Below are 25,237 nucleotides of genomic sequence, written 5' to 3' on the forward strand. Positions count from 1 at the left end.
GGTCTCGCAATGAGTCAGTCGGTCGTCAATCGCCCGTCCTCCCAGCCTCGGGACGCCGTGCCGGTGGAGGACGTGGACCCTCCCCTCTACGAGACCTTCCGCGCCCGGGCCGAGGGCACGAACATCAATCCGGAAACCCTTCTGGCCACCGATTATCTCAATCATTTCAATGAAATCGTGATGCTTCTGGACATGGTGCCGGACATGCCGGATCTGGTCGAGGAGTGCAAGGCATGGCAGCCCAAGAGCTATCAGGCGCATTTCGCGGACAGCTCCTTTCGCGACAAGGATCTGGCGGTGGAAGCCTACGACCACTGTCCGGCGCGGTACCGGCGCCCCTTCGACGCGACCATCGAGCATATGAACCAACTGGCCCTGGCCTCGGTGGCCCGCATGGACGAGGCGCTGGCGGAGGGCAACACCGAGGTGGTGCGGTTGAAGGCGCAGGCGGCCAGCCGGGCCTTGCAGCGGCTGATGGACGCGGCCAGCGCCATCATCCACGGTGCCCAGAGCACCCTGCATCAGGACGAAATCGACGCGATCCTGGACAAGTAGGCGCGCCGGCGATGATGCATGCCCGGGAAGACGGCCGGCCGGCGCTGACATTACTTGCGTGTCCAAGGAGCGGCCTTGCATACTGTGAGAGTGTTGATCGCCACGACCGCCATCACTCGGATGAGGCGGGGTGTATGCCTTGTGGGCCAATCGGCTCGCGGGTCCGGTGACGGCGGGGAATCGGCCAATGGTCATGTCGGTGTCGAAAGAAGACGGCCTGAGTCGCGTTCTGCTGGTGGAGGATGATCGCGACGTACGGGCGATCGCGGAACTGGCGCTTGTGGACCTGGGGGGCTTCGAGGTTCTGACCTGCGCGACGGGCGCCGAGGCCCTGCGCAAGGTGGACGGCTTTCAGCCCGATATTCTGCTGCTCGATCTGGCGTTGCCCGACATGGATGGGCTTGATCTGGCCGAGGCGCTGGTTCAGCCCGACGCGCTTCAGGTGGTGTCGCCGCCGCCGGTCGTGTTCCTGACCGCGCGGCCGGAACGGGCCGAACAGGCGGCCGAAACGCAGCCGGGCATCATCGGCGTGCTGGCCAAGCCGTTCGATCCCATGACCCTGGCCGGGGCGCTTCAGTCCCTGTGGCTGACGTGGAAACGCGACCAGGGGAGGCGATCCCGGGGATGACGGAGGACGGCTCACAGGCTGATCCTGATCCGGTCCTGGGGCGCATCCGACGCATGGTGGCGGACTATCCGGCGGGCGCGCGGGCCCGCGTGGAGTCGCTGGCGCTGGCCGTGGCCCGCCTGCGGGCAACCGGGGGGACCGACGTGGCGTCGCTCTCCGACGCGATGTCGCATGCCCACAAACTCGCGGGGTCGGCGGGATCCCTGGGGTTTCCGGCGTTGGGACAGATGGCGGCGGTGCTGGAGGTCCTGCTCCGCGCCCGGCTGGAGGCGTTCGGCTCGGCCGATCTGTGTGTCGTCGGGCGGGACCGGCCGGGAGCGGCCGGGAGACCGGACAAGACGGCGGCAGGCGAGACGGCGGATCCATCGGGGACCGATGTCCGGGATGAGGGGGACACGACCGGAGACTCCGCGCCGGGAACCCCGGTCGTGGATCAGGCGCGGCTGCTGGTGGAGCGGCTGCGCGCGCAGGCCGCCGGTCTCTCCACCGACGTCTCCACCCTGATGGTGGCCTTGTCGGCCGAGGCGGAGTCCGGCGCCCTCCGGGCACGGGCGAGAGGCCGCCATGCCCTGCTGGTGGGCGCGGAGGACTCCCACGCCTGGCCGGACCTGACCACGCGGCTGCGGGCCTACGGCTGGTCGGCGCGCGAGGTGCGGGACGGGACCGACCTGGAGGCGCTGGCCGCGATGCCCGACGGTCCCGATCCGGCGACGATCCTGGTGGACCTGGACGCGCGCCCGCAGGCGTCGGCGGTCCTCGCCCGTCTGGCCGATGACGCGGGACCCTGGGCCGAGGTGCCGTGGTTCCTGGTCGCCGGGAGCCCGTCGGCCAAGGTCCGGGGGGAGGCGGCGAAACGGGGCGCGGCCGGTGTGCTGGCCGCGCCGGTGTCCGCCGAGAGCGTGCTGGACCGCCATGCGGCCGTGCGCGCCGCGCGTCGCGAGGACATGCCCCGGGCCCTGATCCTGGATCCGGACCCGGCCCTGGCGATCATGGCCCGGCATATCCTCGACGAGGCCGGCCTGTTGACCGAGGTGGCGACAGACCCTGATGCCCTGTGGGCGGCGGCGGATGGGCCGTCCGGCGCGAGCGGCGTGGACGTGGTGGTTCTGGCGGAGCGGCCGGGCGCCGGTGGCCCCCCGGAGACCCCGGATCTGGCCCGGGCCCTGCGCCAGGATCCGGTGTTCGACGGGACGCGCCTGGTGTTGGTGCTGCCGACGGCGCCCCCGGATGGACTCACCGGGGCCTGGGCGCCCTGGGTCGATGTGCTGCTGGTCGGCCCCCTGGATCCGATTCCCTTCGTGACCACGGTTCTCGCCCAGGCCCGGCGAGCCCAGGACCTGCGCAGCCGTCGGCCGCTGGAGGGCGCGGGACCGCTGTTGACGGTACCGGCGTTGGCCGACCTGCTGGCGGACCTCATGGTTCGGGCGCGGCGGCTGGGCATGCCCTTGACGGTGGCGTGGATGGCCACGGACGCGGACCAAGGAGAGGCGGCCGCGCGGGACGAGGCGGTGATCCGCCTGCTGCGGGAGGCCCTGCGGCCGTCGGATCACGTGGGGCGGGGACCGGGGCGGGGGCTGAGTGTCGTATTGCCGTTCACCCCGCTGGACGAGGCGCGGGCGCTGGCCGAGCCGTTGGCGGCGCGGCTGGAGACACTCGTGCCGGGGGCGCGTCTGGCGACGGGATGGGCGACCCTGGAGGACGCCGATCGCGCGGCCGAGGGGGCGGCGTCGGTCGAGGCGCTGCTCGCGCGGGCATGCGCGGCGGCGGACGCGCCGGGTGCCTGAGCAGGTTTACAGCCGCTCCACGTCCAGCGTCAGGAAATGGGTCGCGCAGGAGATGCAGGGGTCATAGTTGCGGATGGCCTGTTCGCAAACCCATTGCAACCGTTCGTCGGGCTCGTCCATGTGCGCGGCGACCACCTCCCGCAGGTCCTCGCCGATGGAGCGCTGATTCTGTGCCGTGGGCGGCACGATGCAGGCATGCAGGATGCGGCCGTCCTCGTCCAGTTCGTAGGTGTGATGGCACAGGCCGCGCGGGGCTTCGGTGCAGCCGTGCCCGATGCCGGGGCCGGGAATGATCTCGGGGCGGGGCGGGGCGGGGGGCGCGTAGCCCTCTACCAGGGCGCGGGCGTCGATGACCGCCTGCAGGGTCTCCAGGGCGCGAACGACGATGCTTTGGAACGGGTTGCGCACCACCCGGGGCAGACCGGCGGCGCGGGCGGCGTCTTGGACCTCCGGCGCGAACTGGTCGAAGTTCAGCGCGTAGCGGGCCAGCGGCCCCACGTGGTAGGTGCGGCCGTCGCGGGTGGCGCCCACGAGCGCGTTGCTGTGCTTCTGGTGGTCCTCGCTGAAGTGATCGTGGAAGGCGGAGACGGGCACGTCCAGGCCGTCGCTGGAGACGAGGGTTCCCTCGGTGATGGCGTAGTCGGTGGGGTGATGCAGGGCGACGAACAGGTAGTCGCGCTCGACCGCGGGGACGGTCAGCCCGGCGGTGAACGCGACCAGCCCGCGCGCCGCCTCCAGCGCCCAATCCAGCTCCGGGCGCAGGGCCAGCACCTCGTCCCGGGGCGGCGACCGGTACACCCCGCCCACCACCAGGTTCACCGGATGGACGGCGCGGCCGCCGATGACCTCCAGGATACGGTTGCCGAGTTTCTTCAGGCGCAACGCGGTCTCGACGATCCGGGGATGGTCCCCGGCCATCTGGATGGCGTCCGGGTAGCCCAGGAAGTCGGGTGCGTGCAGCATGGCCACGTGCAGCACGTGGCTTTCGATCCATTCGCCGCAGTACACCAGCCGGCGCAGGCGGCGCATGTCGTCGTCGATGGGCACGCCCAACGCCGCCTCCATGGCCTGGCTGGCGCCCAGCAGGTAGGCCACCGGGCAGATGCCGCAGATGCGCGCGGTGATGTCCGGGGCGTCGGTGTACATCCGCCCGCGCAACAGGGCCTCGAAGAAGCGCGGCGGCTCGTGGATGGTGAAGGCCACGTCCTTCAGCACGCCATCCTGGATGCGCACCGACAACGCGCCCTCGCCCTCCACCCGCGCCAGGTTCTCCACTTTCAGGCGGCGGGTGGTCGCCCCATCCCTAGCCATGACGCAGGCCCTCCTCGCGGAAACCCGGGGCATTGGTGTTGAAACCGTGGAACAGGTGCCGGGTGGCGGTAGCGTCCAGGCCGGCGCCGCCGTCCTGGACCGGCAGGCGGGCATGGTCGGCCAGGGCGGCGGTGTTGGCGGTCTCGGCCGGGCCGAAGCAGCCGTAGCAACCGCGCCCCACGCGCGGGCACAGAGTGCCGCAGCCGGCCTGGGTGACCGGTCCCAGGCAGGGCGTGCCGGCGGCCACGGTGACACAGACGGTGCCGGCGCGCTTGCACTCCACGCATTGGGAATGGTTGGGCAGGCGCGGCTGCCGGCCGTGCAGCAAGGCCGTCAGCACATGCAGAAGCTGGCCGCGATCGATGGGGCAGCCGCGCAGTTCGTAGTCCACCGGGACGTGATCGGCGATCGGGGTGCTGGTGTCGAGGGTGCTGATGAAACGGGGGTGGGCATAGACGGCGTTGATGTAGTCGTCGGTGTCGGCCAGCGATTTGAGGGCCTGGATACCGCCGCTGGTGGCGCAGGCGCCGATGGTCACCAGGACCTTCGCCTGCCGGCGGACCGCGCGGATGCGCTTGAGGTCGTGCGCCGTGGTGATGGAGCCTTCCACCAGGGCGATGTCGTAGGGTCCCTTGGCGGTGGCCCGGGTGGCCTCCAGGAAATAGGCGATCTCCACCGCCTGGGCGATGTCCAGAAGCTCGTCCTCGCAGTCCAGCAGGCTGAGCTGGCAGCCGTCGCAACTGGCGAACTTGTGCACCGCCAGCGTGGGGCGGCGCGGAGCCGTGGCGGCGGCGGTCATGGCATGGCCCTCCGTTGAAGACCCCGGCGGGGTCGGGGTCTAGATCTCGAAACACCCCAGGCGCTCGGCCACATGGTCGTAGCGGAACACCGGCCCGTCCTTGCAGACGAAGTCCGGTCCCCACTGGCAGTGGCCACACACGCCGATGGCGCACTTCATGTTGCGTTCCATGGACAGGTGGATGCGCCGCGCGGCCACGCCCCGGTCGATCAGCGCCTGGGCGGCGTGGCGCATCATCACCTCCGGGCCGCAGACGAAGGCGGTCGTGTCGCGGGCATCGAACCCACCCCGGGCGATCAGCCGGGTGACCATGCCCACGGGGCCGGCCCAGCGGCCGGTGGCGCGGTCCACGGTGGCGTGTACGGTCATGTCGAAGCGGCCGCGCCAAGCGGTCAACTGGCGGCGGAACAGGATGTCCTCGGGCGTGCGGGCGCCATACAGCAGCACCACGGTGCCGAAGCGCGGGCGCTCGGCCAGCAGCGCGTGGATCAGCGGCCGCAGCGGCGCCAGGCCGATCCCACCGGCCGCCACCACCACGTCGTGGCCGTAGGCGGCCTCCACCGGCCATGGCGTGCCGAACGGGCCGCGCACGCCCAGCGTGTCGCCGACGCGCAGGGCCTTCATGGCGTTGGTCACCTGGCCGACGGCGCGGGTGGTGTGCACCAGCCGCTCGGGATGGGCCGGGTCGCCGCTGATGCTGATCGGCACCTCGCCGGCGCCGAACACATAGAGCATGTTGAACTGCCCCGGCCGGAACGGCGACGGCGGCCCCTCCAGGGGCACCAGATCCACGGTGAAGGTATCCGACAGCTCCCGCGTCCAGCGCTCGATGCGGTAGGGGCGGGGGCGCATGGGATCGGTGCCCGGCGATCCCAGGCGGAGGGCGGCAAGGGTGTCCGGCAGGGGGGCGGATGACGGCGTGGAGCGGGACGCGGCGGGCTGAGCGTCCATGGGGACGGGTCTCCCTGACGCTGACGTCGATGAGGGGATGGGGCGTGGGACGGTCAGTCCGGCGGGGCGTACAGGTCCAGCATCTGCAGGCGCGCGGCGCGCAGGCGTTCGCCCATGACGGGCACGAAGCGGGCCAGCAGGTGATAGGCCAACTCGTGGTCGGTCTCCATCTTGCTGCGCAAGCAGACGCCGTCCAGGCTGATGGCGCGCACCAGGGTCACGGCGCGGGCGTCGAAGGTCCAGTGATACGGGGCCACCAGCCAGGACCAGCCCAGGGTGTCGTCGGCGTGCAGGGTCTCCAGCACCACCCGGTCCTTGTTGGGGACCTTGACCTCGATGGCCACCTGACCGTGGCGGATGATGAAGAATCGGTCGGCCACGCCGCCTTCCTGGAACAGGAAGTCGCCGGACTCGAAACGCTCGTTGCGGGCACAGCCGGCCAGTTCGGACAGGATGCGCTGAGTCAGGCCGGCGAAGAACGGGTGCGATTGCAGCAGGTCGTCCAGGTCCTTGATGTCCGCCATGAACGGGGCTCCCTAGGGGTGTGTCGCGGCGATGGCGGCCGTGCCCGGAGTCGGCGCGCCCGCCCGCGCGTGCGCCTCCGCGTCCAGGGTCGCCGCTTCCGCCGTGATGTCGATGCCCACGGGGCACCAGGTGATGCAGCGACCGCAGCCGACGCAGCCGCTGCCGCCGAACTGGTCGTGCCAGGCCGACAGCTTGTGCGTGATCCACTGGCGATAGCGGTTGCCGCGATCGCCGCGCACGGCGCCGCCGTGGATGTAGGAGAACGCTTCCGTGAAACAGGAACTCCAGCGCCGCCAGCGTTCGGCCGTGCGTCCGTCCAGGCTGGTGGAATCCTCGACGGTGGCGCAGAAGCAGGTGGGGCAGCACAGCGTGCAGTTGCCGCAGGCCAGGCACCGGGCCGCCACCTCGTCCCAATGGCGGCTGTCGATGGCACCGGCGAGCACGCCCCGGATGCCCGGCGGCAGCGCGCGGGTCTGGGTCGCCACCGCGCGATCCCGCTGGCTGGTGGCGGTCTCGCGGTCGGCGTCGTTGGCGGGGGTGCCGGGCAAGCGGTCCAGCAGGTCGGCGCCGGCCGGGCTGCCGGCGCGGGCCAGATACACGGGCCGGCCGTCTTCCGCGACCAGTTCGACCAGGGCCAGGTCAAAACCGTCGCGGGCCGCCGGGCCGGTGTCCATGGTGGCGCAGAAGCAACTGGCGGCCGGGGTGCCGCAGTCCACGCTGACCACCAGCGCGTCGCGCCGCCGCAGGGCATAGGCGGGGTCCGGCTGGTCCGGACCGGCCAGCACGCGGTCGAGGATCTCCAGGGCCGCCAGATCGCAGGGCCGCACGCCCAGGAAGGCGCGTGGCGGGGGCGGCGGCGGCGGATCCTCCAGGGTCAGGTCGCCATGGGCCGGGCGATGGGCGCGCCACAACCGGTCCTCGGGCGGGTGCACGAAGCGTTTCCAGCCCTGGGCCGGTGCCGCGTGGGTGAAGCGGGTCGTTTCACCGGGGGCGGGCGCCAGCCGATAGCGGCCGGCGTCCTGGATGTCGCGCCAGCCGGCGGGCAGGTCCGAGGGGGCGGTGATGGGGGCCAGCACGACGGCGCCGTCGCGGACCGTGGGGCCGATGACCTCGCGGCCGTCCTCGCGCAGGGCACGGATCAGGGCGTCCAGGGCGGACTCGTCCAGGCGCGTCGACCACGCCACGACCGGCCCGATCCAGCCGGCGGCGGCGCCGGCTCCCCCGGCCTCGGTCCCGTGCGGGAACGCCATGCCTTCCTCCCGTGCCCGTTCCGCAGGGTCGATCCGACCGACCCCAGCCGGTTGAAGCGGCCCGCGTCACTCCCCGGGGAAGGTACAGAAGCCGCCGGAGGCTGTCCAAGTTTTCCGCAGATGCGATAGGGTTACCCGGCTTCCCCGGGGGCCGGGCCGAAGGCCGGCGGGGGACGCCCGCCGTCGGCGTAGCGGAATACGGCGTCGTCCCGGTCGGCGCCCGGGGGCGAGTCGCCCAGCCAGGTGGTCCACCCCAGGCGCGGCGGGCAGTCGGCGGCGCCGCCCAGGCGCAACGGGGGCACCTGGTCGGCGCGCAATGTCAACTGGACGTCGAAGTCCAGGTCCGGACCCACCACGCGCCGGGTCATGTCGGCCAGCCGGGCGGCCTCCGGCGCGCCGGGCAGGAAGGCGGTGAAGCGTTGCAGCGACAGCGGTCCGATGCGCAGGCGGAAGGCGCCCTGGACGTCGCGCACCCGGTCGCCGACCACCGCGTCCAGCCCCAGGGCGCAGTACTGCCCCAGGGGCTCGGCGGCCGAGGCAAGGCGGGTCTGGTCCTCAATGGCGAGGGCCATCCAGCGGGCGGCGAACTGCTCCACGCGCACCGGCCGGCCCAGCATGTCGGACAGCAGCGCCTCGACCATCACCGCCGGGCGCTGCCGGCGGGCCAGGGGGCCGCAGTAGTGAATCAGGGCCTCGTCGTCGAAGGCCAGGCGCCCGGCGAGGCCCGGCGTGCCCTGGCCGATCAGGGCGGCCAGCACGGCGGTGACCGGATCGGGCGCGGCGCCGCGCTCCGGCCCGGCGGCCTGTTCGTACTGGGCCGGCAGGCGGTACTTCTTCCAGGCGCGATGGAACAGCGATAGCAGCCGGTGATCGAACAGGTCCAGGAAATCGCGAAGAGAGCGGCTGCGCGCCTTGACGGTATCCACCACCGCGTCGCCCACCAGCGGCGGCAGCACGCCGCTGGGACCGGTGAGGCCCATATAGGTGACGCGCAGGCCGGGTGGGCCGGGGTGATCCTCCCACAGGCCCTTGGCGTGGGCCTCGGCGATCTCGGCGGGGGCGAAGGCGGGCCAGACGGCCGCTCCCAGGCGTACCACCTCCTCGGTCGGGTCATGGCTTTCGCCCACCGGCCGGGGCGCCCGCAGGCGGGGGTCTGCCTCGGCGCGCCGGGCCGCCCATTCCAGCAGGCGCACCGCCTGGAAGGCCGAGAAGCGCTCGGGATGGCGGAACAGGGCTTCCAGCGGCGCCAGGGGGGCGGTGTCTGGATCGCTCCGGGGGCGCGGCGACGCGCTCACAACAGCACCTGGTCGCCGGCCCGGGGTGGCCAGCGGCGCAGCACCCCGGGACGCCCCTTCACCCGCGCCGACAGCCGCGTGAAGGCGTTGATGGAGCAGTACAGCCCCAGGAACCGCTCCAGCACCATGGCCAGCAGGAACAGGCCGTTCCCGGAAAAGCGCTGCTCGTCGAACAGGATGTCCACGTCCAGGCCCCGGCAGAACGCCCCCTGGTCGCGCGAGGGCGCGCGGGCGGCGGCGCGGCGACTGTCCACCGCCAACACCCCCTGGATCACCGCCCGGGTCTCCGCCGAATCGCGGAAGTCGTAGAGCATCAGGATTTCGCGCAGGGCCTCGGCGCCGTGCTCCGGATCGGTGACGGACAGGTGGTTGAGGATCAGGTGCGACACCAGCCGCCAGCGCAGGCCATGGCCGGTCTGCACCCTGAGGGTGGCGGTGGGCGCGGTGACGCAGTGGATGGACTCGACGGCGGCGGTGCCCTCGACGAACGTCAGGCGGGGATGGCCGCCGCCATAGGGCAGCCGCGCGGGCAGATCCCGATTCAGGCAGAGCAGGTCCACCGACAGGGTGTGCCGGGCCGGGGCGGCGGGGTCGAAATCCAGATCGACCAGCGACAGGTAGACGTCGGTGGCGTCGTCCTGGCGTTCGGCGGGTCGCCGGCTGGCGTACCAGTAGGCGCGCGGCGCCGCGTCCGCGTCGTCCTCGTCGCCAGCCCCGGCCCCGCGCGCGTGGGCGGCCGAGTAGAATGGGTGGAAGGTCACCGAACTGCCGTCGGGTCCGGTGGCCCGCGCGCCGAGGATGGAGTGCACCTCGGTGGCCGCCGGACGCCGGGCGTCGGGCACCACCCGGTACTCGGGAACGGCGTGGGACAGCTCCACCGGCTCGGCCTTCTGGCGGAACAGGTTGACCACCGGCGTGCAGCCCAGCGCGAACATGTCCGGTCCCACCGCCCGCTCCAGGTCGGCGACGGTGCGGTCCAGGTACAGGAAGATCTCGATGGCCGGGCTGGTTCCCTTGGCCGCCAGGGCCTGGAGGCCGTCGATCTCAATGAACAGGAACTTCTCGGGGAAGGCAAAGTACTCGGTCAACAGCCGGTAGCCCACGTGCGAGCGCGCCGGGTAGGGCAACACGCCCTCGTCGGCCTCGAACCCCACCGGGCGCACCGCCTCCGGTCCCAGCACCACGGGGTTCGGGTCGGTGGGCGAGTCGGCCAGGGCCACGGCGACGGTGTTGTTCAGCATCAGTTCGTGCAGCGGGTAGACCTGCTGCGGGGGGGCCCTCAGGAACAGCCGCAGGCGGTCGACGCCGAGCTGTTGCAGGGTCATGTCCCCGGCCAGGCACTCCACCCGCAGACGCAGCGAGGCCACGGCGCGGCCCGCGCGCGGATGCGGCGGCGCCACCAGGGGGCGTCCCGTCAGCCGCGCGCCGGTCAGGCGCACCGGCCACAGCGTCGCCGGGTAGCAGGTGCGAAAGCGACAGGGCTCGCCCCCCACCGGCTCGCTGTCCAGTTCGGAGCCGGCCGCCACGGTGTAGGACCCGGTCAGGTCGGCGACCGGGGCGAGACGGACGATGGCCAGGGACGGGATGGGCGCCAGGTAGTGCGGGTAGAGCGCCCCCAGCAGGGCCTCGGACAGCTCCGGGAAGTCGTCGTCCAGCTTGTGGCGGATGCGGGCGGTCAGGAAGGCGAACGCCTCCATCAGGCGCCCCACCATGGGGTCCTCGATGGCGTCGGCGCTCAGCCGCAGGCGGCCGGCGATCTTGGGGTGGGCGGCCGCGAACTCGGCCCCCAGGCGGCGCACGTAGGTCAGCTCTCGATTGTAATAGGGGAGCAGTTCATCGATCATGATACCTCCATCCCCGACGCGTCCGCCGGCCCCGACCCCCGGCCAAACCCCCAGACCCGCGCCGACGCGCGTCCCGGGCCGCCGTCCGGGCCTCGTTTCGGACCGCGTCCCATTGTTGACCAACCGCGCCGCCGGAGGGAACCGCTTTCGGGCGGGAGGGGACCGGTCCCGCAAGCGCCGGGCGGGGCGGCGCGCCAGCCAGGAGAGCCGACCCATGACCAAGGACGACCGATTGCGCCGTGCCTACGCGGTCCAGGGCCCCGACGAGGTCCGGGGCCTGTACCGGGAGTGGGCCGACGGCTACGAGGCCGATGTGGTCGAGGGGCTCGGCTACGTGGCGCCCCGCCATGCCGCCCGGGCGCTGGCCGACGCCCTGCCCGACACCGCGTCGCGGGTGCTCGACGTGGGCTGCGGCACGGGACTCGTGGGCCTGGAACTGCGCGCCCTGGGGTACACGCATGTGGACGGCCTGGATCTGTGTCCGGAAATGCTTCAGGCCGCCGCCGGCAAGGGTCTTTACGATCGCCTGATGGAAGGCGACCTGACCGCGCGCCTGACCATGGACGACGACGCCTATGACGGCAGCATCTGCGTGGGCACCTTCACCCATGGGCACGTTGGCCCCGGCGGTCTGGGCGAGTTGATCCGTGTCACCCGGCCGGGCGGACCGGTGACCTTCACGGTCAACGACGGGGTCTATGACGCCGAGAACTACGACGGCGCGCTGGCTGCCCTGGAGGCGGACGGTCGCGTCCGGGTCACCGATCGCGCGCGTGCCGACTACCTGCCCGGCGAGGACATCCGCTGCCGTCTGATCACCCTCAGGGTGGCGTGATCGGAGGCGGTGGGGGGTAGGCATGCCACGCGCCCGTCCAGGTTCGCGCGCCGCCCGAGGTCAGCAGGTCCCATGTGATGGGGACCTTTCCCCCACCCCCGGGCAAGTCCAGCACATAGGTTGGCTGGGCCAGCCCGGACAGCCGGCCGCGCAGCCCCTCCACGAGCCGCAACCCGGCCTGGATCGAGGTCCTGAAGTGGCCCGTGCCCGGTGCCAGATCCCCGTGATGGAGGTAGTACGGGATAATGCCCCGGTCGAGGAACGCCCTCATCAGGGTTTCCAGGGTCTCGACGCTGTCGTTGATGCCCGCCAGCAGGACGGTCTGGCTGACCAGGACGATCCCGGCCGCGCGCAGGCGCCGCAGCGCGGCGTCGGCCTCGGGCGTGAACTCGTGGGCGTGGTTGGCGTGGATGGAGACGACGACGGTTGTGTCCGTGCCCGCCACGGCCTCCACGAACCGCGCCGAGACTCGGCCGGGATCCGCCACGGGGACCCGGGTGTGCCAGCGGATCACCGAGACATGGTCGATCCCGTCCAGGGCCGATGTGATGGCGGCGGCGCGCGCGCGGGACAGAAGGAAGGGGTCGCCGCCGCTCAGGATGACCTCCCGCACCCGCGGGGTGGCGCGGATGTAGTTCAGGGCCGCGTCGACCTGGGCGTGGGACAGGGTGCGCCGCGCGGCGGGACCCACCATGCCGCGCCGGAAGCAGAATCGGCAGTACACGGCGCAGGTTCCGACGATCTTCAGCAAGACGCGGTCCGGGTAGCGGTGGACGATCCCGGGCAGGGGGCTATGGGCGTCGTCGCCGATCGGGTCCGGCCGCTCGACCGGGTCCACGTCCAGTTCGCGACGGCTGGGGACGAACTGCGCCCGGATGGGGTCGGCGGCCGCGCCCGGCGTCATGCGCGCGCGCATGGTGTCGGTGATGCGGATGGCGAGCCCGGCTTCCACCAGGCGCAGGGCCTCGCGGTCCGTCTCGGCGATCAGGTTGGCCGCCACCAGATCGTCAAGCGACGTCAACGCCCGCCGATGGACGGACGGGGACGGTCGTCCGGATGTCTCTTGAACAGGCATGTGGGTGTCCGCCGCGCTCCGTCAGCCGCCGCCGTGGCTGCGGCCGTCCACGGGGCGGCGCTCGGGACCCAGGTCGGCGACCGATGCGTCGTCGTCCGGCGTCGAGAATCCGCGCAGCCACCCGGCGATCACCCGGTGGCGCACATCATGGGTCCAGGCCTCCTCCGGGCGCGGGGCGATGGCCCACCACCAGGCGTCGCCCTCCACGTCCGGATCGATGCCGTGCAGCAGGTCCACGGCCTCGACCGGCTGGCCGGCCACCACCACCTGACGCTCGGTGTCGGTGATCAGGCACACCGGACAGGGCGCGGCGGAGAGGACCCGCAGGTGGTCGGCGATCAGGCGGCGGCGGAACGGTTCCAGCGCCACGGGGTCCAGGCCGTGGCGGCGCTCCAGCCAGCGGCAGGGCAGCAGCGGCAACTGTGACAGGACGTTGCAGGAGATCACCAGATCGGCGTGGGCCATGTCCGGGATCGCCGGCCGGGGGGCGGGCAGGGGCGCGCCCCTGGGCAGGGTGCGCACGGCCTCCACCACGCCGGTGACGTCGCAGGGCTCCAGCGCCACGGGCGCCATGCGCATGGCGGCGATGCGCACCGCCGGCAGGAACATCAGGTCCACCAGCACCACCCGCCGGAACAGCAGCGCCAGCAGGTCCAGCGGCACGTCGGCCGTCTGGGCGGCGCCCACCACCACCACCTGGTCCCACCGGTCGAGGTGGGCCGCGCAGTCCAGGATCATGCTCTGTGCCGCGCGCAGGTGGGGTGCCCAGGCGCGACGATGGCGACGGCGGCGGGCGTCGATGGCGATCAACTCGCGCAGATAGCCCATGTCGCGCAGGGCGCGCGGCGCCGGGGTGAGCCGGTGGCGGATCCACTCGACGATCATGGGCGGGCAGGGGGAAGGAGGGCGGTGGGCACGGGCAATCCGGTTGGTCGGCGATCAGGCGAACCCCGGACCCTAGCATGGTCCGCCGGCCGGGCGGCACCCCAAACCGCGCCCGCGATGGCGGGACGGGCGCGGCGGGGTGGCGTCCGGTGGCGGGTGCCGGCCCGCCCTTTAGCGCGCGCCGGCGATCTGGGCGGCCTTGTGCACCATCACCTCGGCCTGCTTGATGGAGGCGATGTCGATCAGCCGCCCGTCCAGGGTGACCGCGCCCCGGCCGGCCTTCTTGGCCTCGTCCATGGCGTCCAGGATGGCCTTGGCCTTGGCCACCTCGGCCTCGCTGGGGGTGAACAGGTCGTTGGCCAGGTCGGTCTGCGACGGGTGGATGGCCCACTTGCCCTCGCAGCCCAGCACGCGGGCGCGCCGCGCCTGGGCCTTGTAGCCCTCGGCGTCCTGGATGTCGCCGAACGGGCCGTCCAGCGGACGCAGGCCATGAGCCCGCGCGGCCACCACCATGCGGGCGATGGCGTAATGCCACATGTCGCCCCAGTGGTAGTCACGGTGTCCGTCCTCGGCCGGATCGGTGAGCACGCCGTAGGCCGGGTTGGGGCCGCCGATGCCGGTGGTCGCGGCCTTGGTGGAGGCGGCATAGTCGGCGACGCCGAAATGCAGGCTTTCCATGCGCGGGGAGGCCGCCGCGATGGCGTCGATGTTGGCCATGCCGAGCGCGGTCTCGATGATCGCCTCCAGGCCGATGCGCTTGGGGGCCTTGGTGGCGGCCTCGATCTGGGTGATCAGGCAGTCGACCGTATAGATGTCGGCCGCCGTGCCCACCTTGGGGACCATGACCAGATCCAGCTTGCCCGGGGCGCCTTCCAGCACCTCGACCAGGTCCCGGTACATGTAGTGCGTGTCCAGGCCGTTGATGCGCAGCGAGACGGTCTTGCCGCTCCAGTCCAGGTCGTTCAGGGCGGCGATGATGTTCTTGCGGGCGTTTTCCTTCTCGTCCGGGGCGACCGCGTCCTCCAGGTCCAGGAACACGACGTCGGCGTTGCCCTGGGCGGCCTTCTCGATGAAGCGGGCGTTGGACCCGGGCACGGCCTGTTCGGAGCGGTTCAGGCGCGCCGGCGCCTGATCGTGGACGGTGAAGCTCATGGGGGGCTCTCCTCGTGAACGGCCCGCCGGCGTGGGCGGGCCTGGTGTCGGTGCCGGGCGCCCTGGGGGCGGCCGGGACAAGGGGTGGTCGCGACGACGATGGGACTTCCGGATGCCGGAAGCCTGCTCTACGATCCGGATCGGGCCATGCTGCGGGTCACGCGGCGCGATCCGGCGCGCCCGTCCGCATGGATGGGCGCGGTTCCGGCCCGTGCGGAGCCCAACCGTCGGGCGACCTGTTCCGATGATCCGATCCGTAGCATGGCGCGTGGGCGGGCGGGAAGCACGCGGCGAACGATTTTCCGCAATGCGGGAGAGGCGGGCGCGGCGGCGGCGGACGGCGATCCGTTCCGGGAGGGGAGACCGGCCATGGCGGCGCGAAAGACGCGGACGGTGGCGAGGGGCGCGGCGGTGGCGCGGCCCGAGGAGCGGCCCGAGGAGCGGCGCGCGGGTGGCGTCCAGTCGGTGCGGCGGGCGATGGCCATCCTTACCGCGCTGAGTGCCGCCGAGGATGGCTTGACCCTGACCGAGGTCGCCCAGGCCGTCGGTCTGGCTCCGTCCACGGCGCATCGTCTGCTCACCACATTGCAGGACGAGCGGTTCGCCCGCGTGGATCCGGGCACGGGTCTCTGGTCCGTGGGGGTCGGCGCGTTCTCGGTCGGCAACGGATTCCTGCGCGGGCGCGATCTGGTCGCCCTGGCCCGTCCGGACATGCGCCAGCTGATGTACGACAGTGGCGAGACCGTGAACCTGGCGGTCGCCGAGGAGGGCGAGGCCGTCTATCTGTCGCAGGTCGAATGCCGCGAGATGATGCGGGCCTTCGCCCGGCCGGGATCACGCGTGCCGCTGCATTGCACGGGCGTGGGCAAGGCCCTTCTGGCGGCGCTGGACCCGGGCGAGGCGGAGCGCCTGATCGCCGCGCATCCACCGGCCCCGGTGACCGGGCGCACCCTGGTCTCGTCCGCGCAGTTGCGGTCCGACCTGGCGGCCACCCGCGCGCGCGGTTTCGCCATCGACGATCAGGAACAGGCGGTCGGTCTGCGCTGCGTGGCCGCCGTGATCCGCGATCAGCACGGCGAGCCACTGGCGGCGATGTCCCTGTCCGGACCCATGGCGCGCATCACCGACGCCCGCCTGGAGGCGCTGGGGACCATGGTCATCCGCGCCGCCGATGCCCTGACCGCGCGCCTGGGCGGCGTCTCCGACCGTGCCCCGGCGTCGCCGGCCGCCGATCGGTCCCGGACCCGCGTCCGTCCGGTGTGAGGCGTCCTTACCCCGTCAGGCTGGCGAACAGGGTCGGCAGCTTCTCCGGCAGCCGGCGCACATGATCGACGACGGTGTAGCGGTGCTCGCCGAAGATGCGCTTGACGTAGGCGTCGGCGTGCGGGTCCAGGGTCAGGCAGTAGGTCAGGATCCCCCTGGTGTGCAGTTCCTCCACCGCCTTGCGGGTGTCCTGGCGCAGGTGCTGGGGATCGCGCTCGTCCACGTCCGCCGGTGCGCCGTCGGTGACCAGCAGCAGCAGCTTGCGGCGCTCCGGCCGCTTCAGCAGGTGGGCGGCGGCGTGGCGCATGGCCGCGCCCATACGGGTGGACAGCCCGCCGCGCATGCCCGCCAGCCGCGCCTTGGCGCCCTCGTCCAGGGGGTGCCCGAAATCCTTGAAGCGGGTGTACTGGACGTCGTGGCGGCTGTCCGAGGAGAAGCCGTGGATGGCGAAGGGGTCGCCGATGCCCTCGATGGCCGTGGCCACCAGGGCGGTGGCCTCGCGGGTCAGGTCGAGCACGGTGCGGGGCTGGCCCGGCACGATGCCCTCCGGCGCCTCGGCGGCGTCGCTCTCCGCGTCATCCACGGCGGGCAACAGGTCGTTGGTGGACTCCGACAGGTCCAGCAGCAGCACCACCGCCAGGTCGCGCCGGTTGACCACGTTGCGCAGGGTGATGCGCGGGTCCGGCTGGCGGCCGATGCGGATGTCCACCATGGCGTCTACGGCGGCGTTGATGTCGATCTCGTCGCCATCCTCCAGGTTGCGCAGGCGCTGCACGCCCTGGGGCTGGAGGGTATCGATGATGCGGCGGATGGTGTGGCTGATGGGCCGGTGGGCCTCCAGGATGGCGTCGATGTCGCCGGGCAGGCCGCGCGGCGGGCGACGCTCGTACACCGTGGCCCAGTCCGGCCGGTACAGTTGCACCTGGTGGTCCCATTCCTGGTAGTGGAACGGGTCGGAGACCGGCTCCTTGCCCTCCAGTTCGTTGATGGTGCAGGCCTCCTGGTCCAGCCAGAAGGGCGTTTCCAGGCGCCAGATCTCCTGCGCGTCGTCGCCGGCCAGTTCGCAATCGATCTCGTTGACCATCTCCATGACGCTGACCGTCTTGCGCACCTGGCGCTGGCTGGCGGGCACGTAGTCCAGGGCGTCGCGGGGATCGACGGGCTGGAAGGTCCAGACGATGCGGTTGTCGTCCCGGTGCGGCAGGCGGATGGACTCCAGCACCCGCAGGCTGGGCACGGCGGCCCGGGCGCTCAGGATGGCGAACAGGTCCAGGCCGAGGCCGCGCGCGAAATCCTGCCCCGTCTGGGGATCGCCCGCGGCCCCGTCGATACCGGCGTGGAAGCGATCGGCCAGCGCGTCCAGGTCGGCGTCGCCGGTGCGGGCGTCGCCGTCGATCAGCGCCAGGGCCAGCCGCTCCAGCAGGGGGATGGTGGGATGCTCGGGCGCGGCCGGGTCCAGGTCGAGCGACAGCAGCCGGCGCCACAGGTCGCGCAGGCCGGGGAAGGCGGTGTAGGCCACGTACTCGACGCGGGCGTCTTCCACCAGCGTTACGAGGAACTTCTCGGCCGGCGACAACCCCTCGGCGGGCATGGCGGCGGGAGTATGCGCCAGATGCGCGGCCATATGCGCCGCCATGGCCTTGTAGAGGTCGAAGCCGGAGACGTCGCCCACGCCGTCCACCGCGTCGGGCATGTGCACGACGTGGCCCTCCACGTAGGGGCGGAAGTCCTCGTGGTCGGCGGCGCTGGGGCGCAGGAAGAAGTCGCGGCCCCACAGCGCCCGCAGGTAAAAGTTCAACCGCCGCTGGCTGTCCACGAACAGGGTGCCGCGCCGCTGCTGCTGCAACATGGCGCGGCTGTCCTGGCTCTGAAGGCCGAAATAGCGCACCAGGTTGTCGTGGTCGCGGCGATACGCCTCGATGCCGAAATCCGCCCAGCGGCGCAGCCCCGACAGGGTCAGCTTGGACAGCAGGTCGTCGACGTTCTGGAGCATGGGGCGCAGGCCGCGCGCCGCCCGCGCCGACATCTGGTGCACCAGCGTCAGGTAGCCGCGCAACAGGTCCGGATCACCCAGGCGCCGCGCCGCCGTCGGCAGGCTGGCCAGCAGCAGGGCGATGACCGCGCCCGAGGTCATGGACGACAAGTGCAGGGCGGCGGAGACGCAATCGTCGATCACGTCCTCGCCGCACTCGCGCGCCACGGCCGGCATGTTCGCCAGGAACGCATGCACCGGGTCGGCGCCCCGGCCCAGCGATCCGATGGCCTGGGCGCCGTCGGCGAACGCCTGAAGGCCGGTCGGGGACATGACGCGGGTGGCCTCGTGCCAGGCGGCGGTGAGGGTGTCGCGCACGTCCGGGTGCCTGGCCAGCAGGTCGCCCAGGTGTTGGTCCAGATCGACGGTCATGAGAGGAGGCCTTTTGTCTGGATCGCCCCGGCTCGGTCCTTCGGACCTCGCGGGGCTCCGCCGCGTCGCGGCGCCGGCGCGGTCGCGCCGGTAGGGCATTCCCAAGGGGGACCGAAGCGCCCCCGCCAACTCGGACCCCCCCCGTTAGGACGGCGACGGGGGACGAGCCGTCACCCGCCCCAGAGGGCATGGGCGGCTCACCCCGTGAAGAACGTCGCGACCGCCGCTTCCAGGGTCTCGCGCATGTCCGGATCGTCGGTCAGCGGCGTGACCAGGGTCATCTGGCAGGCATGGGCGGGGTCGATGCCCTCGGCGATCATCTGTCCGGCGTACACCAGCAGGCGGGTGGAGATGCCCTCGTCCAGGCCGTGGCCGCGCAGATTGCGGGCGCGATGGGCGATCTGCACCAGCTTGTCCGCCACGGCGGCGTCGCAGCCGCTTTCGCGGGCGATGATTTCGGCCTCCACCGCCGCCTCGGGGTAGTCGAAGGACAAGGCCCCGAAGCGCTGCTTGGTGGACTGCTTCAAGTCCTTCATCAGGCTCTGATAGCCCGGGTTGTAGGAGATGACGAGCTGGAACGCGTCATGGGCGTGGATCAGTTCGCCCTTCTTGTCCAGCGGCAGCACCCGGCGGTGGTCGGTCAGGGGGTGGATGACGACCACCGTGTCCTGGCGGGCCTCCACCACCTCGTCGAGGTAGCAGATGGCGCCGATGCGCGCGGCCACGGTCAGCGGACCGTCGTGCCACTTGGTGCCGTCGCGATCCAGCAGGTAGCGGCCCACCAGGTCGGAGGCGGTCATGTCCTCGTTGCAGGCCACGGTGATCAGCGGCCGGCCCAGGGTGTAGGCCATGGACTCGACGAAACGGGTCTTGCCGCACCCGGTCGGCCCCTTGAGCATCACCGGCATGCGGCGGGCATGGGCGGCGCGGAACAGCTCCACCTCCGAGCCCACGGGCCGGTAGTAGGGCTCGGTCTCGATGCGGTATTGGGCGGCGATGTCTTCGACCATATCGGGGGACATGCTGGAGCCTCCTGAACGAACGCGTGTCGCCACGCGGGATGGCTGGGCGGCGCCGGTCGCCACCCCCTCCCAACCTCCTCCACGACGGGGGGAGGAGTCTGGCTGGGTGCCCCGCGTTGTCCGCGCCGCACCCCTGTGACGGCCGTGTCGGCCCGGACTCCCTCCCCGTGAACCGGGGAGGGTTGGGACGGGGTCAGGGGCCGGCGTGTCCGGTCCTGTCTCAGTCCATCTCGGCCCGGTGCACCAGCATGTTGGCGCCCTGGGTCTGACGGATGTTGTCGTACCCGATCAGGCGCACATGGTGGCCGGGGTTGTTGGACTTGCACGCCTCGATCTCCGCCAGGATGGCGTCGACGTCGCTCTCGCCGAACATGGGCAGCTTCCACATGTACCAGTAGTTGCTTTCGGCGAACTCGGGCTCGGTGTGCTCGATGGCCGGGTTCCAGCCCTTGGCGACGATGTAGTCGATCTGCTTGCGGATCTGCGCGGCGGTCATCTGCGGCAGATAGGAGAAGGTGCCCAGCTTGCGGCTGTTCGGGTTCGACAGGCGCGAGGGATAGTCCTGCGTGGTCATGGTCGTGATCCTTCGATCCGGCGATGGGTCTGGGAAAGGAGATGCGGGCGGGGCGGCCGGCCGGACGGCCGGCGCCCCCGGGCCCGGCCGATCAGCGGTGCGCGACATCCAGCTTGTCGACGGTGTCGAACTCGAACTTGATTTCCTTCCAGGTCTCCATGGCGATCTTGAGTTCCGGGCTGTGCTTGGCGGCCTCGGTGAGGATGTCCTTGCCTTCCTTCTCCAGGTGACGCCCCTCGTTGCGGGCCTGGGTGCAGGCTTCCAGGGCGACACGGTTGGCGCAGGCGCCGGCGGCGTTGCCCCAGGGGTGGCCGATGGTGCCGCCGCCGAACTGCAGGACCGACTCGTCGCCGAAGATCGACACCAGGGCCGGCATGTGCCAGACGTGGATGCCGCCGGAGGCCACCGGGAACACGCTGGGCATCTGGCCCCAGTCCTGATCGAAGAAGATGCCGCGCGCGCGGTCTTCCTTGACGACGCGCTCGCGCATCAGGTCGATCCACCCGAGGGTGGCGGCGCGGTCGCCCTCCAGCTTGCCGACCACGGTGCCGGAGTGCAGGTGATCACCGCCCAGCAGGCGCAGCAGCTTGGCCAGCACGCGGAAGTTGATGCCGTGCTTGGGGTTGCGGTCGATCACGCCGTGCATGGCGCGGTGCACGTGCAGCAGCATGCCGTTGTCGCGGCACCAGCGCGACAGGCTGGAATGCGCGGCCCAGCCGATGGTCAGGTAGTCGCTCATGATGATCGGCGTGCCGATCTCCTTGGCGAACTCGGCGCGCTTGTACATTTCCTCGACGTTGGGCGCGGTCACGTTCAGGTAGTGACCCTTGCGCTCGCCGGTCTCGGCCTCGGCCTTTTCGATGGCCTCCTGGCAGAACAGGAAGCGGTCGCGCCAGCGCATGAACGGCTGGCTGTTGACGTTCTCGTCGTCCTTGGTGAAGTCCAGGCCACCGCGCAGGCACTCATAGACGGCGCGGCCGTAGTTCTTGGCCGACAGGCCCAGCTTCGGCTTGATGGTGCAGCCCAGAAGCGCGCGGCCGTACTTGTCCAGCTTGTCGCGCTCGACCTGGATGCCATGCGGCGGGCCGTCGCAGGTGGTCACGAACCACAGCGGAAAGCGCACGTCCTCCAGCCGCAGGAAGCGCACCGCCTTGAAGCCGAACACGTTGCCCACCAGCGAGGTGAACACGTTCACCACCGAGCCTTCCTCGAACAGGCCCATGGGATAGGCGATGAAGGCATAGAACGCCTCGTCGTCGCCGGGCACGTCCTCGATGGCGTAGGCGCGACCCTTGTAGTAGTCCAGGTCGGTCAGCAGGTCGGTCCACACCGTGGTCCAGGTGGCGGTGGACGACTCGGCGCAGACCGCCGCCGCCGCTTCCTCGCGGGGCACCCCCTCCTGCGGGACGACCTTGAACACCGCCAGGAAGTCGCTTTCCCGTGGCGTATAGTTGGGATCCCAATAGGTTTCCCGATAGTCCTTCACGCCCGCCTTATAGGTCTTGCCAGCCATTCGCCAGGTCTCCCTCGCCTTTGTTATCGTGCGGCCCCACGTCTGGGCCGGTTCGTGGGACTGGGTTATCCCGATGGCCGTGACTCTACCCTTGCCCGTCCATAAAAGTTAAGTTTATTCTCCTTATGCGATCCATAAACGTTTGTTTATGGGTGTGGCGACGCCGGTGACGGGGGAGGCCCATGCACACCACGCTTCAGCAACTGCGCCTGTTCGAGGCGGTGGCCCGCCACGGCAGCTTCACCCGCGCCGCGCACGAGGCACACCTGAGCCAGCCGGCGGTGTCCATCCAGGTCAAGCGCCTGGAGGAGCAGGTGGGGATGGGGCTGTTCGACAGCGTCGGGCGCGCCCTGGTGCTGACGCCGGCGGGCGAGGAACTGCTGGCGGCCAGCCGCGACATCCTGGACCGGCTGGAGGCCCTGGACACGGCGCTCGACGACCTGCGCGGCGACATGGCCGGGCCGCTGCGGGTGGCGGCGGTGACCACCGCCAAGTACTTCATGCCGCACCTGATGGGGACCTTCCTGCGCCGTCACCCCAAGGTGCGCCCGGTGCTCAGCGTCATCAACCGCGCCAACCTGCTGGAACGCCTGGCCGTCAACCAGGACGACCTGTTCATCACCGGGCGGGTTCCCGGCGGCCTGCCGGTGAAGGCGGTGCCCTTCCTGGACAACGTGATCGTGGCCATCGCCGCGCCCGATCATCCGCTGGCGGCGCGGCCCGGCATTCCGGTGTCCGCGCTGGCGGAGTACCGGGTGCTGAAGCGCGAACTGGGGTCGGGCACCCGCAGCGCCGTGGAGCGCGCCTTCGAGGAGGCCGGCCTCAGCGTCGCGCCGTTCATGGAACTGGGCTCGGACGAGGCCATCAAGCAGGCCGTCCAGGCCGGCCTCGGCATCGCCTTCCTGTCGGCCTATTGCCTGGGTCCGGAACTCCAGACCGGCCGCCTGGTGGTGCTGGACGTGGCCGGCTTTCCCCTGACCCGAAAGTGGTACGCCGTGCAACGGGCCAACCGGCCCCTGTCGCGCGCCGCCGAGGCGTTCCTGGCCTTCATGCGCGACGAGGCGGTGGTGCAGGCGGCCATGCTGCGGTAAGCGTGGATCGTGATAGGGTGGACGTTTTCAGGCCCTCAGGACTCCGTGCCCATGTCCCACGTCCCGTCTCGGCACCCACCGCCGCCCCTGCCCACGCTTCACGATATCCGGGCCGCGCATGATCGCATCCGGCCGCACATCCACCGCACGCCGGTGCTGACCTGCGCGGCGCTGGACGGGCTCAGCGGCGCCCGGCTGCTGTTCAAGGCCGAACCGTTGCAGAAGGGCGGGGCCTTCAAGGCGCGCGGCGCCTGCAATGCCGTGTTCTCGCTCGACGACGTGACGGCCGCCGGGGGCGTGGCCACCCAGAGTTCCGGCAACCATGGGCAGGCGCTGTGCTATGCCGCCGCGCGGCGGGGCATCCCGGCGACGGTGGTCATGCCGCGCACGGCGCCCCGAAGCAAGCGCGACGCCGTCCTGGGGTATGGCGGCCGGGTGATCGCTTGCGAGCCGAGCAACGCCGCCCGCGACGCGACCCTGACCCGGGTGGCGGCCGAGACCGGTGTCGCGGTCGTGCATCCCTACAACGACGTCCGGGTGATCGCCGGGCAGGGGACTTGCGCCGTCGAACTGCTCCAGGAGGCCGGGTCCCTGGACGCGCTGGTGGCGCCCATCGGCGGTGGCGGCCTGGTCTCCGGCTGCGCCCTGGCGCTGGCGGCGCTGTCGCCGGCCACCGCCGTCTATGCCGCCGAGCCGGCCAATGCCGACGATGCCCATCGCTCGCTCAAGGCCGGGCGCCTGATCTCCATGGACGCGCCGGACACTCTCGCCGATGGCCTGAGGGCGTCGATGAGGGACCTCACGTGGGCGGTGGTGTCGCGGCACGTGCGCGATATCCTGCTGGTGACCGAGGACGCGATCGTCGCCGCCATGGCCCTGCTGTGGCAGCGGCTGAAGATCGTGGTCGAGCCCTCCGCCGCCGTGCCCCTGGCGGCGATCCTCGCGCGCCCCGACCTGTTCGCCGGCCGTCGGGTGGGGGTGATCCTGACCGGCGGCAACGTGGACCTGGACGCGCTGCCCTGGACGCGCGCGGCGCCCGAGGAGGTCGCATCATGAGCATCCGATCCCAGCGACTCGAGTCCCTCCGATGGACGGTCGGCGTCGACGTGCCGGCGGTCGCGGGCATGGGCGTGGACGAGATCTGCACGCCGGCGCTGGTCGTGGACCTGACCGCCTTCGAGGCCAACGTGCGTGCCATGAAGGGGTTCGCCGCGGCGCACGGGATGGCGTTGCGAGCCCACGCCAAGACCCACAAGTCCGCCGATATCGCCCTGATCCAGATGGTGGAGGGCGGCGCGCGCGGCGTCTGTTGCCAGAAGGTGTCCGAGGCCGAGGCCCTGGTGGCCGGCGGCGTGCGGGACGTGCTGGTCTCCAACCAGGTGGTCGATGCCCGCCGCGTCGACCGGCTGGCGGCCCTGGCCCAGCGGGCCCGGGTGGCGGTGTGCGTGGACGACGCGGACGCCATCGGTCCCCTGTCCGCCGCCGCCGCGCGCCACCGGGTGATGCTGGAGGTGCTGGTGGAGATCGACGTCGGCAACGGCCGCTGCGGGGTGGCGCCGGGGGCGCCGGCCGTGGAGCTGGCGCGGCGGGTGGCGAACGCCCCGGCGCTGCGCTTCGTCGGGCTGCAAGCCTATCAGGGCGCCGCGCAGCACATCTATGGCCATGACGCGCGCCGGGCGGCCATCGCGGCGTCGGTGGCGCTGGTGCGCGAGACCGTGGCGGCGATCACGGAGACCGGGATGCGCTGCCCGGTCGTCAGCGGCGGCGGCACCGGCACCTGGCCGTTCGAGGCCGAAAGCGGCGTCTATACCGAGCTTCAGTGCGGGTCCTACATCTTCATGGACGCCGACTATCGGCGGGTCCGGGAGGCCGACGGGCGTGGCCTGCCGGCCTTCGCCCACAGCCTGTTCGTGCTGACGTCGGTGATGTCGCGGGCGCGGCCGGGGCATGCGGTCTGTGACGCCGGCCTCAAGGTGCTGAGTGTCGACAGCGGCCTTCCCACGGTGTTCGATCGCGACGACGTGACCTACGCGGTGGCGTCGGACGAGCACGGCACGCTCGTCGACGCCGAGGACCGCTTGCGTCTGAACGACCGCCTGTGGCTGGTGCCCGGCCACTGCGACCCCACCTGCAACCTGCATGACTGGTACGTGGCCGTCCGCGACGGCGTGGTCGAGGCCCTTTGGCCGGTGACCGCGCGCGGCAAGGCGTGGTGACGGGGCGGGAGGCTCCGGGCGATCCCGGCCGGTCAGGCGAACCCGGCCGGAATGTCCTTGACCGGCGAGAGCCTCTTTTGACATAACACCGATATGCGAAGCGGTCGGAGTGTGTTCAGGCTCTGGTCCGGTGTCGCATCTGCCCGTCCCCCGCCGGCGTCGCCGCGCGGGGCTTTTTTTTGGGGTGGCGTGTGGGAGCAAGGGGCCCGGAGCCGTCCGGGTCCCCCCCCTGAGCCTCTCATACCAACGGTCATTGAGAATGACC

At 71.6% G+C, this 25,237-nt stretch carries 22 protein-coding genes; 8 read left to right on the forward strand and 14 right to left on the reverse strand.

The window, feature by feature from the left end; translation table 11 throughout:
• Positions 1-9: 9 nt before the first annotated feature.
• From GGD89_RS14725 to GGD89_RS14735, 3 genes are all read left to right on the forward strand, one after another.
• Entirely contained in the window at positions 10-555 is a 546-nt protein-coding gene (locus tag GGD89_RS14725; RefSeq protein ID WP_246423140.1) for a hypothetical protein, read from the forward strand.
• Between the two features lie 193 nt (positions 556-748).
• Positions 749-1,183, forward strand: a complete 435-nt coding sequence (locus GGD89_RS14730; RefSeq protein WP_184046624.1) for a response regulator — start codon at positions 749-751, stop codon at positions 1,181-1,183.
• Complete coding sequence (locus GGD89_RS14735; RefSeq protein ID WP_184046627.1) at positions 1,180-2,967, forward strand: Hpt domain-containing protein; 1,788 nt, start codon at positions 1,180-1,182, stop codon at positions 2,965-2,967. Before GGD89_RS14730 ends, GGD89_RS14735 begins: the two co-directional genes overlap by 4 nt.
• Positions 2,968-2,973: 6 nt before the next feature.
• On the opposite strand, the gene GGD89_RS14740 is transcribed toward GGD89_RS14735, so the two are convergent.
• The 7 genes from GGD89_RS14740 to tssF form a co-directional block, all read right to left on the reverse strand.
• The gene (locus GGD89_RS14740; RefSeq protein WP_184046629.1) at positions 2,974-4,278 is read right to left on the reverse strand and encodes a Ni/Fe hydrogenase subunit alpha; all 1,305 of its coding nucleotides are present in this window, start codon (positions 4,276-4,278) and stop codon (positions 2,974-2,976) included.
• The gene (locus GGD89_RS14745) at positions 4,271-5,077 is read right to left on the reverse strand and encodes an NADH-quinone oxidoreductase subunit B family protein (RefSeq protein ID WP_184046631.1); all 807 of its coding nucleotides are present in this window, start codon (positions 5,075-5,077) and stop codon (positions 4,271-4,273) included. Before GGD89_RS14745 ends, GGD89_RS14740 begins: the two co-directional genes overlap by 8 nt.
• A 39-nt stretch (positions 5,078-5,116) precedes the next feature.
• The gene (locus GGD89_RS14750) at positions 5,117-6,028 is read right to left on the reverse strand and encodes an FAD/NAD(P)-binding protein (protein WP_184046633.1); all 912 of its coding nucleotides are present in this window, start codon (positions 6,026-6,028) and stop codon (positions 5,117-5,119) included.
• A 53-nt stretch (positions 6,029-6,081) separates the two neighbouring features.
• Entirely contained in the window at positions 6,082-6,552 is a 471-nt protein-coding gene (locus tag GGD89_RS14755) for a cyclic nucleotide-binding domain-containing protein (protein ID WP_184046635.1), read from the reverse strand.
• Between the two features lie 12 nt (positions 6,553-6,564).
• Positions 6,565-7,803, reverse strand: a complete 1,239-nt coding sequence (locus GGD89_RS14760; RefSeq protein WP_184046637.1) for a 4Fe-4S dicluster domain-containing protein — start codon at positions 7,801-7,803, stop codon at positions 6,565-6,567.
• Positions 7,804-7,934: 131 nt separating this feature from the next.
• Positions 7,935-9,098 (reverse strand): type VI secretion system baseplate subunit TssG, encoded by a 1,164-nt coding sequence (tssG, locus tag GGD89_RS14765; RefSeq protein WP_184046639.1) that lies wholly within the window; start codon positions 9,096-9,098, stop codon positions 7,935-7,937.
• A complete protein-coding gene (gene tssF, locus GGD89_RS14770) occupies positions 9,095-10,942 on the reverse strand; it encodes a type VI secretion system baseplate subunit TssF (protein WP_184046641.1) in 1,848 nt (615 codons plus the stop codon). Before tssF ends, tssG begins: the two co-directional genes overlap by 4 nt.
• A gap of 214 nt (positions 10,943-11,156) precedes the next feature.
• Here tssF and GGD89_RS14775 point away from each other — a divergent pair, with 214 nt between their 5' ends.
• Positions 11,157-11,777: a class I SAM-dependent DNA methyltransferase gene (locus tag GGD89_RS14775; RefSeq protein WP_184046643.1), complete on the forward strand. Its 621-nt coding sequence runs from the start codon at positions 11,157-11,159 to the stop codon at positions 11,775-11,777.
• On the opposite strand, the gene GGD89_RS14780 is transcribed toward GGD89_RS14775, so the two are convergent.
• The 3 genes from GGD89_RS14780 to GGD89_RS14790 all read right to left on the reverse strand — a co-directional run bounded on the left by GGD89_RS14780 (position 11,764) and on the right by GGD89_RS14790 (position 14,889).
• Entirely contained in the window at positions 11,764-12,798 is a 1,035-nt protein-coding gene (locus GGD89_RS14780; protein ID WP_221238496.1) for a lysine-2,3-aminomutase-like protein, read from the reverse strand. The genes GGD89_RS14775 and GGD89_RS14780 overlap by 14 nt on opposite strands.
• A 75-nt stretch (positions 12,799-12,873) precedes the next feature.
• Positions 12,874-13,737 carry a hypothetical protein gene (locus GGD89_RS14785; RefSeq protein ID WP_184046647.1) on the reverse strand — a complete coding sequence of 288 codons (864 nt, stop codon included), beginning with the start codon at positions 13,735-13,737 and terminating at the stop codon, positions 12,874-12,876.
• Between the two features lie 171 nt (positions 13,738-13,908).
• Entirely contained in the window at positions 13,909-14,889 is a 981-nt protein-coding gene (locus GGD89_RS14790) for an HpcH/HpaI aldolase/citrate lyase family protein (protein ID WP_184046649.1), read from the reverse strand.
• A 369-nt stretch (positions 14,890-15,258) separates the two neighbouring features.
• Between GGD89_RS14790 and GGD89_RS14795 the strand changes: the two genes are divergently transcribed.
• Entirely contained in the window at positions 15,259-16,152 is an 894-nt protein-coding gene (locus GGD89_RS14795; protein WP_184046651.1) for an IclR family transcriptional regulator, read from the forward strand.
• A 7-nt stretch (positions 16,153-16,159) separates the two neighbouring features.
• On the opposite strand, the gene GGD89_RS14800 is transcribed toward GGD89_RS14795, so the two are convergent.
• From GGD89_RS14800 to GGD89_RS14815, 4 genes are all read right to left on the reverse strand, one after another.
• Positions 16,160-18,556 (reverse strand): nitric oxide reductase activation protein NorD, encoded by a 2,397-nt coding sequence (locus tag GGD89_RS14800; RefSeq protein ID WP_184046653.1) that lies wholly within the window; start codon positions 18,554-18,556, stop codon positions 16,160-16,162.
• Positions 18,557-18,753: 197 nt separating this feature from the next.
• Positions 18,754-19,578 (reverse strand): CbbQ/NirQ/NorQ/GpvN family protein, encoded by an 825-nt coding sequence (locus GGD89_RS14805; RefSeq protein WP_246423141.1) that lies wholly within the window; start codon positions 19,576-19,578, stop codon positions 18,754-18,756.
• Positions 19,579-19,798: 220 nt separating this feature from the next.
• On the reverse strand, positions 19,799-20,152 hold the full coding sequence (locus GGD89_RS14810) for a ribulose bisphosphate carboxylase small subunit (RefSeq protein ID WP_184046655.1): 354 nt from the start codon (positions 20,150-20,152) through the stop codon (positions 19,799-19,801).
• A gap of 91 nt (positions 20,153-20,243) precedes the next feature.
• Complete coding sequence (locus tag GGD89_RS14815) at positions 20,244-21,665, reverse strand: form I ribulose bisphosphate carboxylase large subunit (protein WP_184046657.1); 1,422 nt, start codon at positions 21,663-21,665, stop codon at positions 20,244-20,246.
• Positions 21,666-21,847: 182 nt separating this feature from the next.
• Here GGD89_RS14815 and GGD89_RS14820 point away from each other — a divergent pair, with 182 nt between their 5' ends.
• The 3 genes from GGD89_RS14820 to GGD89_RS14830 are packed head-to-tail and all read left to right on the forward strand — an operon-like array spanning position 21,848 to position 24,972.
• Entirely contained in the window at positions 21,848-22,756 is a 909-nt protein-coding gene (locus GGD89_RS14820) for a LysR family transcriptional regulator (RefSeq protein ID WP_184046659.1), read from the forward strand.
• Positions 22,757-22,807: 51 nt separating this feature from the next.
• Positions 22,808-23,812 carry a pyridoxal-phosphate dependent enzyme gene (locus GGD89_RS14825; RefSeq protein ID WP_184046661.1) on the forward strand — a complete coding sequence of 335 codons (1,005 nt, stop codon included), beginning with the start codon at positions 22,808-22,810 and terminating at the stop codon, positions 23,810-23,812.
• Entirely contained in the window at positions 23,809-24,972 is a 1,164-nt protein-coding gene (locus GGD89_RS14830) for a DSD1 family PLP-dependent enzyme (RefSeq protein WP_184046664.1), read from the forward strand. The genes GGD89_RS14825 and GGD89_RS14830 overlap by 4 nt, the downstream gene beginning before the upstream one ends.
• The last annotated feature ends 265 nt before the right edge of the window (positions 24,973-25,237 follow it).

The organism is Roseospira visakhapatnamensis, assembly GCF_014197915.1.
GTDB lineage: Bacteria > Pseudomonadota > Alphaproteobacteria > Rhodospirillales > Rhodospirillaceae > Rhodospira > Rhodospira visakhapatnamensis.

Excerpts from the sequence above, each read along its gene's own strand:
- GGD89_RS14745 (WP_184046631.1), bottom strand. The coding sequence starts at position 5,077 with ATGACCGCCGCCGCCACGGCTCCGCGCCGCCCCACGCTGGCGGTGCAC.
- GGD89_RS14750 (WP_184046633.1), bottom strand. The coding sequence starts at position 6,028 with ATGGACGCTCAGCCCGCCGCGTCCCGCTCCACGCCGTCATCCGCCCCC.
- GGD89_RS14725 (WP_246423140.1), top strand. The coding sequence starts at position 10 with ATGAGTCAGTCGGTCGTCAATCGCCCGTCCTCCCAGCCTCGGGACGCC.
- GGD89_RS14785 (WP_184046647.1), bottom strand. The coding sequence starts at position 13,737 with ATGATCGTCGAGTGGATCCGCCACCGGCTCACCCCGGCGCCGCGCGCC.
- GGD89_RS14735 (WP_184046627.1), top strand. The coding sequence starts at position 1,180 with ATGACGGAGGACGGCTCACAGGCTGATCCTGATCCGGTCCTGGGGCGC.
- GGD89_RS14820 (WP_184046659.1), top strand. The coding sequence starts at position 21,848 with ATGCACACCACGCTTCAGCAACTGCGCCTGTTCGAGGCGGTGGCCCGC.
- GGD89_RS14805 (WP_246423141.1), bottom strand. The coding sequence starts at position 19,578 with ATGTCCCCCGATATGGTCGAAGACATCGCCGCCCAATACCGCATCGAG.
- GGD89_RS14830 (WP_184046664.1), top strand. The coding sequence starts at position 23,809 with ATGAGCATCCGATCCCAGCGACTCGAGTCCCTCCGATGGACGGTCGGC.
- GGD89_RS14775 (WP_184046643.1), top strand. The coding sequence starts at position 11,157 with ATGACCAAGGACGACCGATTGCGCCGTGCCTACGCGGTCCAGGGCCCC.
- GGD89_RS14815 (WP_184046657.1), bottom strand. The coding sequence starts at position 21,665 with ATGGCTGGCAAGACCTATAAGGCGGGCGTGAAGGACTATCGGGAAACC.
- tssF (WP_184046641.1), bottom strand. The coding sequence starts at position 10,942 with ATGATCGATGAACTGCTCCCCTATTACAATCGAGAGCTGACCTACGTG.
- GGD89_RS14825 (WP_184046661.1), top strand. The coding sequence starts at position 22,808 with ATGTCCCACGTCCCGTCTCGGCACCCACCGCCGCCCCTGCCCACGCTT.
- GGD89_RS14740 (WP_184046629.1), bottom strand. The coding sequence starts at position 4,278 with ATGGCTAGGGATGGGGCGACCACCCGCCGCCTGAAAGTGGAGAACCTG.
- GGD89_RS14795 (WP_184046651.1), top strand. The coding sequence starts at position 15,259 with ATGGCGGCGCGAAAGACGCGGACGGTGGCGAGGGGCGCGGCGGTGGCG.
- GGD89_RS14755 (WP_184046635.1), bottom strand. The coding sequence starts at position 6,552 with ATGGCGGACATCAAGGACCTGGACGACCTGCTGCAATCGCACCCGTTC.
- GGD89_RS14790 (WP_184046649.1), bottom strand. The coding sequence starts at position 14,889 with ATGAGCTTCACCGTCCACGATCAGGCGCCGGCGCGCCTGAACCGCTCC.
- GGD89_RS14810 (WP_184046655.1), bottom strand. The coding sequence starts at position 20,152 with ATGACCACGCAGGACTATCCCTCGCGCCTGTCGAACCCGAACAGCCGC.
- GGD89_RS14760 (WP_184046637.1), bottom strand. The coding sequence starts at position 7,803 with ATGGCGTTCCCGCACGGGACCGAGGCCGGGGGAGCCGGCGCCGCCGCC.
- GGD89_RS14730 (WP_184046624.1), top strand. The coding sequence starts at position 749 with ATGTCGGTGTCGAAAGAAGACGGCCTGAGTCGCGTTCTGCTGGTGGAG.
- GGD89_RS14800 (WP_184046653.1), bottom strand. The coding sequence starts at position 18,556 with ATGACCGTCGATCTGGACCAACACCTGGGCGACCTGCTGGCCAGGCAC.